The sequence below is a fragment of the Deinococcus sp. YIM 134068 genome, from assembly GCF_036543075.1.
GTDB classification, from domain to species: domain Bacteria; phylum Deinococcota; class Deinococci; order Deinococcales; family Deinococcaceae; genus Deinococcus; species Deinococcus lichenicola.
This window is the reverse complement of sequence record NZ_JAZHPF010000007.1, coordinates 114,226-126,506: the sequence shown is the minus strand read 5'-3', so window position 1 is coordinate 126,506 and position 12,281 is coordinate 114,226. Positions and strand designations below refer to the sequence as shown.

10 protein-coding genes are annotated in these 12,281 nt (G+C 71.9%); 8 read left to right on the top strand and 2 right to left on the bottom strand.

All coding sequences use genetic code 11. The features are described 5' to 3' along the window. Positions 1–45 precede the first annotated feature (45 nt). Both V3W47_RS09415 and V3W47_RS09410 read left to right on the top strand, forming a co-directional pair. The gene (locus V3W47_RS09415; protein ID WP_331824954.1) at positions 46–2,379 is read left to right on the top strand and encodes an NPCBM/NEW2 domain-containing protein; all 2,334 of its coding nucleotides are present in this window, start codon (positions 46–48) and stop codon (positions 2,377–2,379) included. Then, the gene (locus V3W47_RS09410; protein WP_331824953.1) at positions 2,366–3,454 is read left to right on the top strand and encodes a glycosyltransferase family 2 protein; all 1,089 of its coding nucleotides are present in this window, start codon (positions 2,366–2,368) and stop codon (positions 3,452–3,454) included. The genes V3W47_RS09415 and V3W47_RS09410 overlap by 14 nt, the downstream gene beginning before the upstream one ends. Positions 3,455–3,493: 39 nt before the next feature. On the opposite strand, the gene V3W47_RS09405 is transcribed toward V3W47_RS09410, so the two are convergent. Both V3W47_RS09405 and V3W47_RS09400 read right to left on the bottom strand, forming a co-directional pair. After that, a complete protein-coding gene (locus V3W47_RS09405) occupies positions 3,494–3,655 on the bottom strand; it encodes an NPCBM/NEW2 domain-containing protein (protein WP_331824952.1) in 162 nt (53 codons plus the stop codon). Positions 3,656–3,997: 342 nt separating this feature from the next. Then, positions 3,998–5,257: a hypothetical protein gene (locus V3W47_RS09400; protein ID WP_331824951.1), complete on the bottom strand. Its 1,260-nt coding sequence runs from the start codon at positions 5,255–5,257 to the stop codon at positions 3,998–4,000. Between the two features lie 291 nt (positions 5,258–5,548). Here V3W47_RS09400 and V3W47_RS09395 point away from each other — a divergent pair, with 291 nt between their 5' ends. The 6 genes from V3W47_RS09395 (at position 5,549) to V3W47_RS09370 (ending at position 12,271) form a co-directional block, all read left to right on the top strand. Further along, positions 5,549–6,616: an NAD-dependent epimerase/dehydratase family protein gene (locus tag V3W47_RS09395; protein WP_331824950.1), complete on the top strand. Its 1,068-nt coding sequence runs from the start codon at positions 5,549–5,551 to the stop codon at positions 6,614–6,616. Then, complete coding sequence (locus V3W47_RS09390) at positions 6,613–7,419, top strand: WecB/TagA/CpsF family glycosyltransferase (RefSeq protein ID WP_331824949.1); 807 nt, start codon at positions 6,613–6,615, stop codon at positions 7,417–7,419. Before V3W47_RS09395 ends, V3W47_RS09390 begins: the two co-directional genes overlap by 4 nt. Positions 7,420–7,506: 87 nt before the next feature. Beyond that, positions 7,507–8,457 carry an NAD-dependent epimerase/dehydratase family protein gene (locus V3W47_RS09385; protein WP_331824948.1) on the top strand — a complete coding sequence of 317 codons (951 nt, stop codon included), beginning with the start codon at positions 7,507–7,509 and terminating at the stop codon, positions 8,455–8,457. Positions 8,458–8,612: 155 nt separating this feature from the next. Then, positions 8,613–10,040 (top strand): UDP-glucose dehydrogenase family protein, encoded by a 1,428-nt coding sequence (locus V3W47_RS09380; protein ID WP_331824947.1) that lies wholly within the window; start codon positions 8,613–8,615, stop codon positions 10,038–10,040. Further along, complete coding sequence (locus V3W47_RS09375; protein ID WP_331824946.1) at positions 10,037–11,014, top strand: UDP-glucuronic acid decarboxylase family protein; 978 nt, start codon at positions 10,037–10,039, stop codon at positions 11,012–11,014. The genes V3W47_RS09380 and V3W47_RS09375 overlap by 4 nt, the downstream gene beginning before the upstream one ends. Positions 11,015–11,062: 48 nt before the next feature. Then, positions 11,063–12,271: a glycosyltransferase gene (locus V3W47_RS09370; RefSeq protein WP_331824945.1), complete on the top strand. Its 1,209-nt coding sequence runs from the start codon at positions 11,063–11,065 to the stop codon at positions 12,269–12,271. Positions 12,272–12,281: the final 10 nt, after the last annotated feature.

The following is a 12,281-nucleotide window of genomic DNA, read 5'->3' as shown; positions in this document are numbered from 1 at the left end:
GACTCCTGACAAGGGACAGAACAAGAGGCAGGGGAAAGGAACAAGATGCACAAGCTCTCGGTAAGGCAGGTGCGGCGGTCGGCCCTGTGGGTGGGGATGATGCTCGGGCTGGCCGCGTGCGCCCGCTCGGACACGGCGGGGACGGAGGCGGAGGTGGCGGGCTTTCCCTGGAGCGACCGCCTGGAGACCCCGGCGGGCGACCCCTACGCGGGCGGGCGCAGCTACCCCTGGGAGGGCGTCCGCACCGGGGCGACCGGGCTGGCGGCGGCGGAGGTAAGCGGCGAGAACTTCCTGTCGGACCTGACGTGGACCTCGGCGCAGAACGCCTGGGGACCCGTGGAGAAGGACCAGAGCAACGGCGACAAGTTCGCCACCGATGGCCGCTCGCTGACGGTCGGCGGGCAGACCTTCAGCAAGGGGCTGGGCGTCCATGCCAACTCCGAGGTGAGCTACGCGCTGGGCGGCATGTGTAACGTCTTCACCGCTCAGGTTGGGGTAGATGACGAGGTGGGGAGCGGGGGCAGCGTCGTCTTCCAGGTGTGGAGCGGCACGGCGACCAAGCTCTACGACAGCGGCCTCCTGCGGGGCACCGACGCGGCGCGGGCGATCAACCTGGACATCACGGGTGTTCAGGACCTGCGCCTGGTCGTCACAGACGGCGGCAACGGGATCAGCTCCGACCACGCCGACTGGGCGGCGGCGAAGGTGAGCTGTCCGCCCCGCACGCCGGGCCGCGAGAGCTTCCTTTCAGACCTGACGTGGACCTCGGCCCAGAATGCCTGGGGGCCGCTGGAGCGCGACCGCAGCAACGGCGAGCAGGGGTCGGGCGACGGGCGGGCGCTGACGGTCGGCGGGCAGGTCTTCAGCAAGGGGCTGGGCGTCCACGCCCGCAGCGAGGTGAGCTACGCGCTGGACGGCGCGTGCAGCGTCTTCACCGCGCAGGTCGGGGTGGACGACGAGGTGGGCGATCGGGGGGCGGTCGTCTTCCAGGTGTGGAACGGCACGGCGACCAGGCTCTACGACAGCGGCGTGGTCACGGGGACCGAGGCGGCGCGGGCCGTCAACGTGGACGTGACGGGCGTGGGGAACCTCCGGCTCGTCGTGACCGACGGCGGCAACGGCATCAGCTACGATCACGCCGACTGGGCGGGGGCGCGGGTGACGTGCGCGCCGGACAGCCGCCCGCCCGCCGCGCCGACCGGCCTCACGGCGACCCCCACCCAGGGTGGCATCGCCCTCGCCTGGGGCGATGTCGCGGACGCCGACCTCGCGGGCTACCGGGTGGAGCGCGCGGCGCGGGAGGGCGGTCCTTTCGCCCCCGCCACGCCGGGCACGCTGACGGCCTCGAACCTCAGCGACCCGCACGCGCCGGAGGATTCCCCCTCCTTCTACCGGGTGCGGGCGGTGGACGCGGAGGGGAACGTGTCGGCCCCGGCCACGGCAAGCACCACGCGGCCCCGGACCCCGGCGGCAAACACCTTCACCTTCACGGCGGTCGCTCCTCAACCCCACAACGTCTCCGAGGCGCAGGGCCGGATGGTGAACGGGCGCATCTACACCTTCGGGGGCTTCGACAGCCTCAAGAGCTGCTGCACACCGACCAACCGCGCCCTCGTGTACGACCCGGCGGCGAACACCTGGACGGCCCTCGCGCCGCTGCCCGACCGGGGCGGCACCCACATGGGCATCGCCAGCGACGGGGCGTTCATCTATATCGCGGGCGGCTACCTCGCCAACTCGGCCTGGAACGGGCAGGTCTTCGGGGCGCGGGCGGTGTGGCGCTACTCCATCGCGGACAACACCTACACCCGGCTGCCCGACCTGCCCGTGGAGCGCTCGGCGGGGCAGCTCGAACACCTCGGGGGGCGGCTGCACTACTTCGGCGGCACCAACCTCGCGCGCACCCAGAATGTGGGGGACCACTACGTGCTGGACCTCGCGGCGGGGGCGACGAGCTGGACCACCGCCGCGCCGCTGCCCAACCCCCGGCACCACCTGGGGTCGGCGGTGCTTGGCGGCCTGATCTACGCGGTCGGGGGGCAGTACGCCCACGACGAGCACTCCACCACCCAGCCCACCCTGAACGTCTACGACCCGCAGACGAACACCTGGGCCACCCGCGCGCCGCTTCCCCGTGCACGCGGGCACATCTCGAACTCGACCTTCGTGCTCGGCGGGCGGCTCATCGTGGCGGGCGGCGAGGTCTCGCACGGGCGCTCGGTGGCCGACGTGAGCGCCTACGACCCGCAAATGGACACCTGGACGGCGCTGACCCCGCTGCCCTCGGCCCGCTCGTCGGGGGTGGCGGCGGCGACCGGCGCGGGCTACGTGTACTCGGGCGGGAGTTGGACGAAGACGGGCTGGCGTGCCACACCCTGAGACCGCCCACCGCCCCGACGACCGCCGGGAGACGAGACGGCGGGGCGAGGAAGGCACGGTCGGAGGCGGGCGGGACCTGATCTGGCGAGGGGCCGCCCCGGTTCGGGGGGAGCCGGGCGCGGCGGGGCAGGTCTGCGCGGTCGTGCTCACCTACAACCGCCGGGACCTCCTGCGGGAGTGCCTGGGGGCCGTTACCGGGCAGACCTGCCCCCCCGACCACGTGCTCGTGGTGGACAATGCCTCGACCGACGGCACGGGAGAGCTGCTGCGGGCCGCCTTTCCGGGGGTGGAGGTCGTGCGGCTGGAGCACAACGCGGGGTCCGCGAGCGGCTTCCACACCGGGCTGGAGGCGGCATACCGGCGCGGCTTCGGGTGGGTCTGGCTGATGGACGACGACGTGACGCCGGAGCCGGGGGCGCTGGGTGCCCTGATCGGCGGGGCCGGGCGGCTCGGCGGGGCCGGGGAGGAGGTGGGCTTCGTGTGCAGCCGCGTGGTGGGCACGAACGGTGCGTCCATGAACGTCCCCGGCGTGGACGGGCGGCCCGGCCCCAACCTGTACCCCGAGTGGGAGACCCACCTCGCGCTGGGCGTGGTCCGGCTGCGGCAGTCCACCTTCGTCTCGATCCTCCTGCCGCGCGACACGATCCGCGAGGTGGGCCTGCCCCTGCGCGACCTGCATACCTTCGGCGAGGACACCGAGTACACGCTCCGCATCACGAATGTCCGTCCCGCGTATCTGGTCGGCGGGAGCGTCGTGACCCACCACCGGGCACGGCAGGCTCCCCTCGACATCGCCCTGGAGACGGACCCCGCGCGGCTCCCGGCCCACTTCCACAAGCTGCGAAACGACGTGTACATCGCCCGGCGGTACTACGGACGCCGCCGGGTGCTGGCGCTCTATCTGGACGGCCTGCGGCGTCTGCCCCGGCTGCTCACCCTGCCCCACGGACCACGGCGGGCGGCCCTGACCCTGCTCGCGCTCGCGGCGGGGGCCTTCTTCTGGCCGCCGAAGGAGCCGCCCCTGTCCGGGGCCGAGGTTCGGACCAAACGTCCGGCACGCACCGGGGCCGTTTGAGCGACCGCTGAGCGACCGCCGGGGTCTCTGCCGGAAACTTCAGGGAAAGGTGCCCTCCAGATCAGAGGTCCGTTGACTCGGCGTGTGGACGCCGAAGCCCCGCGCGGAGATCACGCCGTTCCGGGTCAGGGGTCGCCGGGGACGGGCGGCCCGCCCAGCGTCGCTGCGGTTGTTCTCCACCAGACCCCAGCCGCTCGACATGAACGTGGGCGTCTCGTACAGGAGGGTATTTCAGCCCGGCGGCGGGACCCAGCTCCACATGGGGCGTCTGGCCGCACGCGAAGGGCAGCAGGGGCAGCGTGGGCAGGGCGAGCGGCGCAGTGGGTCACGGGTCTCCTCCAGGGGAAGTGGGGAGCGCCGGAGTGGGCGTGTCCTGAATGGGGCGTCAGCCTCACCGGGAGGCCCCGAGCCGCGAACCCGAAGTCTGAAGGGATGAGAGAGGCCCTGACCGCGCGTGCCAGGGCCTCCGATCTGCATGTCCGGTGGTCTGCCCTTCCGGGCCGTCCGGCGTTCTGCCCTCCTCCCCTCCTCCTGTGGACTCCCCTACTCCTGGCCCGGCCCCAGCGTGACGTTCGCCGCCCGCACCTTCTGCTGCCAGCGCGTGTACTCCTGGGCCTCGGTCTCCAGCGTGATGGGGCCGGGGAGCCGGGTGTTGCCCGCGCACCGCGCGCAGTGGGGGAACCAGAAGGGATTCTGGGCCGTGGGGGACTGGAGGGGCCTCGCCCAGCCGACCACATTGTTCCGCATGGAGTTGTTGAAAAAGGTCTGCCGCCGCTGGTCGCCGTGCAGGTCCCAGACGTAGATGCCGACGTTCTGCGAGGCGATGGGCGTGCCGTCGGGAAGCAGGCCGCTGGAGATCACGCGGTTGTCGTAGGCCTCGATGTTGTGCCCGGCGGCGATGGCGATGCCCTGGTTGGAGGTGCCGACGATCTGGTTGCGGTAGGCGCGCAGGTACGCCGACGCGCCCTCGCGGGTGCTCGCGGACCCGTCGCCCAGCATGATGCCGCCGCCGCCGAACTTGGCCGTGGCCGCGCGGGTCGGGTACGCCCCCTGGATGTAGTTGTCGTGGATGGCGATGGGGCTGGCGGGCGTGCCGCTGGAGACGTACATGTTGATGACTTCCTCGACCCGGCTCTTGCCCGGCTCGTTGATGATCTCGTTCCAGGCGATCTCGGCCCGCGAGATGTTCTTCACGTCGTTGAACTGCGCGAACTGCACCCGGTAGAAGCCGGTGTCCGAGAAGCTGTTCGGGCCGTCGCTGTAGCGCCCGTCGATATTGCGCGCCCGGTTCCGCACGATGCGAACGGTCTGGCCCTTCGCCCGACTTCCCAGGTACTTGTGGAAGTACATGCCCGACGTGCCCACCATCTCGTTGTTCTCGACGGTGGCGCTCTCGAAATCCTCGAGGTGCAGGAAGTAGCCGGGCGTCTGGCGGGCGCTGGCGGGCAGACCGGGGTTGAGGCCGACCCCGCGCGTGTGGCGCACCGTCACGTTCGCCCGACGGTAACGGCTGCGGATGAGTGGCCCCCGGCTGCGGATGTTGGAATACTCGATCACCACGGGTTCGTTCGTCATGATGCCGACGGCGGGCGTTCCCGGATCGAGGCTCTCCCAGTTGCCCCGGTACGTGCCGCCCTTGGTGATCACGAGGGGGCCGCTGTACTTGATCTCGGCAGTCTGGGCCTGGGTGCCCTGGGCCTGGGAGGTCCCGGCGGTGCCCACTGCCGCCCCCACCCCCAGCAGCAGGGCCGACAGCAGGGCGAGGCGTGGGCGGGCCGGGGCCTGATGGCGAGGCTTGTTCATGATTCAGACTGTGCCCGCCCACCCGCTTCCGATTCGCTAATGGCGGCCCCGACCCCCTCCCACCCCAGGTCACGGCTGAGCTGTGGCCGGACCCCGGTGCCGGGGACTGGGCCGCCCCCGGTCACGTCCGCCTGGGGCGGGGAGCGGGGGGGCGGGCCAGCGTTAGCCCTGGCGTAACGCCGCGCCACGCACGCTGGGGGCGTCCTGCCACGGCAGTCAGGATGGGCCGGGCATCAGAGGCGGCCCCACAGCACATCCGGCACGCGCCCCGTGCCGCACAGGGAGGAAGGTATGAGCGTAGCCCTGATCACAGGCTCGGCGGGACTCATCGGCTCGGAGGCGGCGCGCTTCTTCGCGGGCCTCGGGATGGACGTGGTGGGCCTCGACAACGACATGCGGCGGTACTTCTTCGGGGAGGAAGCCTCGACCCGCTGGAACCGCAGCCGTCTGGAGCGTCAGGTGGGCAACTACTCCCACCACGACGTTGACATCCGCGACTATCCGGCGCTGGAGGCGATCTTCAGGCGCTATGGCCGCGACATCTCGCTCGTGATCCACACGGCGGCGCAGCCCTCGCACGACTGGGCGGCGCGCGAGCCGTTCGTGGACTTCTCGGTGAACGCGAACGGCACCCTCAACCTGCTGGAGGCCACCCGCCAGCACTGCCCGGAAGCGCCCTTCATCTTCACCTCCACGAACAAGGTGTACGGCGACACGCCGAACGCCCTGCCGCTGGAGGAGCTGGAGACGCGCTGGGAGATCGACCCGGCGCACCGCTACTCGCCGGGCATCGCCGAGGACATGAGCATCGACCAGAGCAAGCACTCGCTGTTCGGGGCGTCGAAGGTGGCCGCCGACGTGCTGGTGCAGGAATACGGGCGCTACTTCGGGATGATGACCTCCTGCTTCCGGGGCGGGTGCCTCACGGGTCCCAACCATTCGGGCACCCAGCTTCACGGCTTCCTCGCCTACCTGATGAAATGCGTGATGACCGGCACGCCCTACACGATCTTCGGGTACGGGGGCAAGCAGGTGCGCGACAACATCCACTCGGCGGACCTGATCGCGGCGTTTTACGAGTTCTACCAGCGCCCGCGCTCAGCGGAGGTCTACAACATCGGCGGCGGGCGCGAGAGCAACTGCTCGATGCTGGAGGCCATCGCCGAGGGCGAGCGCATCACGGGCCGCAAGCTCGACTTCACCTATCTGGACGACAACCGCAGCGGCGACCACATCTGGTACGTCAGCGACCTGGCGAAGTTCAAGGCGCACTACCCGGCGTGGGGCATCTCCTACGACGTGCCGCGCATCCTGCGCGAGATGTACGAGGTCAACGAGGAGAGGTGGGCACCCGCATGATCAACCTCGGCGCGCATTCCGTCCTCGGCGTCAGGGTTCATGCCGTGGACTACGACCACGCCGTCGCCACGATCCTCGCCGCCGCGCGGGAACGGCGGCCCCTCGCGGTGAGTGCCCTGGCCGTCCACGGGGTGATGACGGGCTTCACCGACCCCGAACACGCCCGGCGGCTCAACGGGCTGGACCTCGTGGTGCCCGACGGCCAGCCCGTGCGCTGGGCGCTGCGGCTCCTCCACGGACGTGCCCTGCCCGACCGGGTGTACGGCCCCGAACTCACCCTGCGGACGGCGCGGGCGCTCGCGGGGGAGGGCCTCTCCGTGTATCTGTACGGCAGCACCCCGGCGGTGCTGGAGAGGTTCGCGGACAACCTGCGGGCGCAGTTTCCGGGGCTGCGGGTGGCGGGGATGGAGGCCTCGCGCTTCCGGTCCACCTCCCCGGAGGAGCAGGGGGAGATCGCCCGCCGCATCCGCGAGTCGGGGGCGAGCGCCGTCTTCGTGGGGCTGGGCTGTCCCCGGCAGGAGGCCTGGGCCTTCGAGTACCGGGACCTCGTGGGGCTGCCGATCCTCGCGGTGGGGGCGGCCTTCGACTTCCACGCGGGCACGCTCGCGCAGGCCCCCAGGCGGATGCAGAACCTCGGGCTGGAGTGGCTCTTCCGGCTCGTGCAGGAGCCGAAACGGCTGTGGCGGCGCTACGTGCTGCTCAACCCCCTCTTCACCCTGAACCTGCTGCTTCAGGCGGCGCGGGTGCGCTCCTTTCCGGTCGCCCTGCCCGACGGCAGCGAGCGGCCCCTGCGGTACGGCTAGGACCCGGCCCGTGCCCCGCCCGCGCCCGGCTCTCTCCCCGGCCCGCCGCCCGTGGTCCCGGCGTGCGGGCCGGAAGGGGCGGGCCGCGTGAGCCTGCGCCCGGACGCCAGGATTCTCGTCCTGTACCCGCCGGGGGCGCTGGGAAGGGCGCTCGTGGACCGGCTGACATGGGCGGGGCACGCCCAGCTCACCGTGGCGCGGGGGCTGGACCTGCGGGAGAAGGAGGCGGTCCTCGCCCTGTTCGAGGCCGAGTTGCCCGACCTCGTGTTTCTCATGCCGGCGAAGGTGTGCGGTCCCTTCGACCTGCAACCCGCCCAGTGGCTCCACGACAACCTGACGAGCGCGGCGAACGTGATCCACGCGGCGTACCTGTACGACGTGGAGAAGCTGCTGTGCGTCGACGGGGGGGCCACCTTCATGGACCCCGTGGCGCTGCCGCCCGCCGCCGGGCAGTGGGCCGCCGAGTTCCTGGGGGAGGTGTGGCGGGCGGACGCGGTGACGCGTGGTGCCGTCACCGAGCTGTGTGACAGCTACCGCCTCCAGTACGGCTGCAACTTCGTCAGCGCCGTGGCCGGGCACGTCTACGGGCCGGGGGTGAACTTCGACGGGCCGGGCCACCCCCTCGTGCCCACCCTGCTGCGGGAGGTGCGCCGGGCGCGGGACGGCGGGGCACCGGAGCTGCGGCTGCTCGGCCACGCCGGGGCCAGAGCCGACCTGCTGCACCTGCACGACCTCACCGACGCCTGCCTGTTCCTGATGGAGCAGGTCTCGGAGTCGGGGCCGGTCGCCGTGGGGGCGGGTCCGGGTCTCCCCCCCACCCTCGCCGAGGTGGCCGACCTCGTGCGGGCCGACGCCGGGTACGGGGGCGCGGTGACGTTCGGGGGCGTGACGTCCGGCGGCCAGACCCTGCCGGGGGCGGGGCGTCCCCCCCTCGGCGAGGGGCCGCTGCACCGGGCGGGCTGGCGGGCCACCGTGCCGCTCCCGGACGGGCTGCGCGAGACCTGGCGCTGGTACGCGGGGCAGACCGCCGCGCCCTGAGGGCGTGTGGGGGCCGTTTATTTTTCGTTAGCGCCCGACTGCCTAGCCTGCCCACGTCGGACCTACGCGGCACCTCACGCCGTCACCGGGGGACGGGAGACAGGGCACCGAGACAGGGCACCAGGCTCCCGAAGAGATTCGGAGGGGGACAGACTATGCGAAGCACACAGACGATGCCGGAAGCGTTGCCGGAGAGGTTGCAGGACGGATTGCGGGTGGCGGTGGTGGGCACCGGGTACGTGGGGATGGGCACCGCCGTCATGCTGGCGTACCTCGGCCACGACGTGGTGGGCGTGGACATCGACGAGCGCAAGGTCGAGATGCTGGGCCGGGGCGAACTGCCCATCTACGAGCCGGGCCTCGACGCGCTGCTCGTCGCCAGCCAGCCCCGCTTGCGCTGGACGAGCGACTACGCCTCGGCGATCCCCGACGCGGACGTGATCTTCATCTGCGTGGGGACGCCCCCCCTGCCCGGCGGGCAGCCCAACCTGCGCTACGTGGCGGACGCGGCGCAGAGCGTGGCGCGGCACCTCAACGGCAAGTTGCAGGTCGTGGTGAACAAGAGCACCGTGCCCGTGGGCACCGGCGATTGGGTCTCGCGCCTGCTGGAGGAACACGCCGTCGGCTACCACACCAACCGCTACGCGGTGGTCAGCAATCCCGAGTTCCTGCGCGAGGGCACGGCCCTGCACGACAGCCTCTACCCCGACCGCATCGTGCTGGGAAGCGGGCACGCGGAGGGCATCGCCCGCCTCGCGCAGCTCTACGCGCCGCTGCTGGAGCAGAGCTTCGCGCCGCCCCTGTGCGCGCCGCGCCCGGCGGGCTACACCCGGCCCGAACTCGTGACGACCAGCCTGAGCAGCGCCGAGATGATCAAGTACGCGGCGAACGCCTTCCTCGCCCTCAAGATCAGCTTCGCCAACGAGATCGCGGGCCTGTGCGAGCACGTGGACGCCGACATCGCGGAGGTCACGCACGGCATCGGCTTCGACCGCCGGATCGGCCACCGCTTCCTCGCCGCCGGGGCCGGGTGGGGCGGAAGCTGCTTCGGCAAGGACACCTCGGCCCTGATCAGCACCGGAAGCGAGTACGGCTACGACATGCCCATCCTGGACGCCGCCGTGCGGGTCAACCGCCGCCAGCGCCACCTCGTCATCACGAAGCTCCAGCGCCACCTGCACCGCCTTCAGGGCAAACGGGTCGCCGTGCTGGGGCTGGCCTTCAAGCCCAACACCGACGACCTGCGCGACGCGCCCGCCCACGACTGCATCGAGCGTCTGACGGCCCTGGGCGCGAAGGTGGTCGCCCACGATCCGGTGGCGCTGCCCGCCGCCCGGCGCGAGTGGACCCACCTCCAGTACGAGGAGGCGGACAGTGTGGAGGCGGCCCTGCGCGGCGCGGACGCCGTACTCGTGATGACCGAGTGGGACGAGTACCGGGACCTCGACTGGGAGACGGCCCTGCGCGGGATGCGCAATCGGCTGGTGATCGACACCCGCAACGTCCTGCGGCGCTGGCCCGAGCACAGCACCGTCGAGCAGATCGGGCGCCGCGTGCGCCTCGCGGGTGGAGTGCCCGCATGACGCGCGTGCTCGTCACGGGCAGCGCGGGCTTCGTCGGCTCACACCTCGTCGAGCGCCTCCTCGGGGACGGGCACCACGTCGTCGGCGTGGACAACTACCTCAGCGGCCAGCGGGGCAACACGGAGCTGTTTCTCGGGCATCCCCGCTTCACGTTCATCGAGGCCGACGTCAGCCTGGGACTCCCCTACGCGGGCGAGCGCCTGGACTGGGTGCTGCACTTCGCCTCGCCCGCCAGCCCGCCGCACTACCAGCAGTTCCCGGTCGAGACGCTGATGGTCGGCGCGCAGGGGACGCAGAACGCGCTGGACCTCGCCCTGGGGCACGGCGCGCGCTTCATGGTCGCCTCCACCTCGGAGGTGTACGGCGACCCCCAGGTCCACCCCCAGCCCGAGGACTACTGGGGCCACGTTAACCCTAACGGGGTGCGGAGCTGCTACGACGAGGCCAAGCGCTACGCCGAGGCCGTGACGATGGCGTACCACCGCCACCACGGGCTGGACACGCGGATCATCCGCATCTTCAACACCTACGGCCCCCGGATGCGCGCCGACGACGGACGGGTGGTGACGAACTTCGTGCATCAGGCGCTGCGGGGCGAGGCGCTGACGGTGTACGGGGACGGCTCGCAGACGCGCTCCTTCCAGTACGTGGACGACCTCGTGGAGGGCATCGTGCGGCTGATGGGGGTGACGTACCACGGGCCGGTGAACCTGGGCAACCCCGACGAGTTCACGGTGCTGGAGTTCGCCCGGCTGGTCCGCGACCGCGTTGGTCCGGGGCTGGAGATCGTCCACCTGGAGGCGGCGCAGGACGACCCGCAGCAGCGGCGGCCCGACATCACGCTGGCGCGCGAGCTGCTGGGCTGGGCACCGCGCGTGCCGCTCCGGGAGGGACTGGAGGCGACGGTCGCCGCCTTCCGGGAGGCGGGGCCGCCGCGTGGCCCCCGGGCGGACGGCGTCTGGGCCGCGACCTGAGAGGAAGGGTGCCTGTGAGACGGCGGGACGGCGGATAAGGACCAAGACATGACGCGCAACATCGTGATCTACCACGAGGACCTCCTCGCCTACTCCGAGACCTTCATCCTCAACCAGGGCGAGGCATTGCGGCAGTTCAGGCCCTACTACGTCGGCACGCGCCGGGTGGACGGCATCCCCACGCCGCCGGAGCGCACCATCGTCCTCAACGACCGCCCCCTCACCGGACGCCTCGCCGAGCTGTGGTACAAGGCGACCGGCCTCGCGCCCCACCTCGACCGACGCCTGCGCGAGCTGCGGCCAGGGCTGATCCACGCGCACTTCGGCTCCAACGGGGTGATGGCTCTGCCGCTGGTCCGCCGTCTGCGCCTGCCGCTGATCGTGACCTTCCACGGCTTCGACGCCACCACCCGCGACGAACTCCTCCTCGCCTCGGACTCGCTCCGGAACCGCCGCCTCGTCACCCGGCGCCCGCAACTGATCGCGTCGGGGGCGCTGCTCATCGCCGTGTCCGAGCATATCCGGCGGCAACTGCTGGACCGGGGCTACCCACCGCACCGGGTCGTCACGCACTACAACGGCATCGACACACGGGCCTTCACACCCGCCCCGGAGATGCCGCGTGAGAACCTCGTGCTGTTCGTGGGCCGCTTCGTGGAGAAGAAGGGCACCGAGTACCTGCTGCGCGCGATGCGGGCGGTGCGGGAGCGGGTGCCCGACGCGCGGCTGGTGCTCGTCGGGGACGGACCGCTGCGCGGCGAACTGGAGGGGCTGGCGCGCGAGCTGGGACTGGGGCCGGGGCCGGACGTGCGTTTCGTGGGCCGGCAGACGCCGCAGGAGGTGCGGGCCTGGATGGCGGCGGCGCGGGTGTTCTGCCTGCCCAGCGTGACGGCCCGCAGCGGCGACACCGAGGGGCTGCCCACCGTGCTGCTGGAGGCGCTGGCGATGGGGGTGCCCACCGTGACGACACGCAGCGCGGGCAACCCCGAGGCGGTCACGGACGGCGAGACCGGGCTGGTGGTGCCCGAGCGCGACGCGGCGGGGCTGGCCCACGCCCTGACGCGGCTGCTGCTCGACCCGGCACTGCGCGGGAGCCTGAGCGCGGCGGCCCTGAACGACGTGCGGGCGCGCTTCGATGCCGGGCAACAGGCGCGGGGGCTGGAGGCGCTCTACATCCGGGCGGTGGAGCGCGCCGCCAGCGCCGGTGAGGGTGCCCAGCGCCCCGCCCGCGACGCCGAGGCGCTGGACCCCACATGAGGGGCCTCGC

What these genes read in the sequence shown, in the direction of transcription:
- V3W47_RS09415 (WP_331824954.1), top strand. Translation starts at nt 46, where the DNA reads ATGCACAAGCTCTCGGTAAGGCAGGTGCGGCGGTCGGCCCTGTGGGTG.
- V3W47_RS09405 (WP_331824952.1), bottom strand. Translation starts at nt 3,655, where the DNA reads ATGTCGAGCGGCTGGGGTCTGGTGGAGAACAACCGCAGCGACGCTGGG.
- V3W47_RS09400 (WP_331824951.1), bottom strand. Translation starts at nt 5,257, where the DNA reads ATGAACAAGCCTCGCCATCAGGCCCCGGCCCGCCCACGCCTCGCCCTG.
- V3W47_RS09395 (WP_331824950.1), top strand. Translation starts at nt 5,549, where the DNA reads ATGAGCGTAGCCCTGATCACAGGCTCGGCGGGACTCATCGGCTCGGAG.
- V3W47_RS09390 (WP_331824949.1), top strand. Translation starts at nt 6,613, where the DNA reads ATGATCAACCTCGGCGCGCATTCCGTCCTCGGCGTCAGGGTTCATGCC.
- V3W47_RS09380 (WP_331824947.1), top strand. Translation starts at nt 8,613, where the DNA reads ATGCGAAGCACACAGACGATGCCGGAAGCGTTGCCGGAGAGGTTGCAG.
- V3W47_RS09375 (WP_331824946.1), top strand. Translation starts at nt 10,037, where the DNA reads ATGACGCGCGTGCTCGTCACGGGCAGCGCGGGCTTCGTCGGCTCACAC.
- V3W47_RS09370 (WP_331824945.1), top strand. Translation starts at nt 11,063, where the DNA reads ATGACGCGCAACATCGTGATCTACCACGAGGACCTCCTCGCCTACTCC.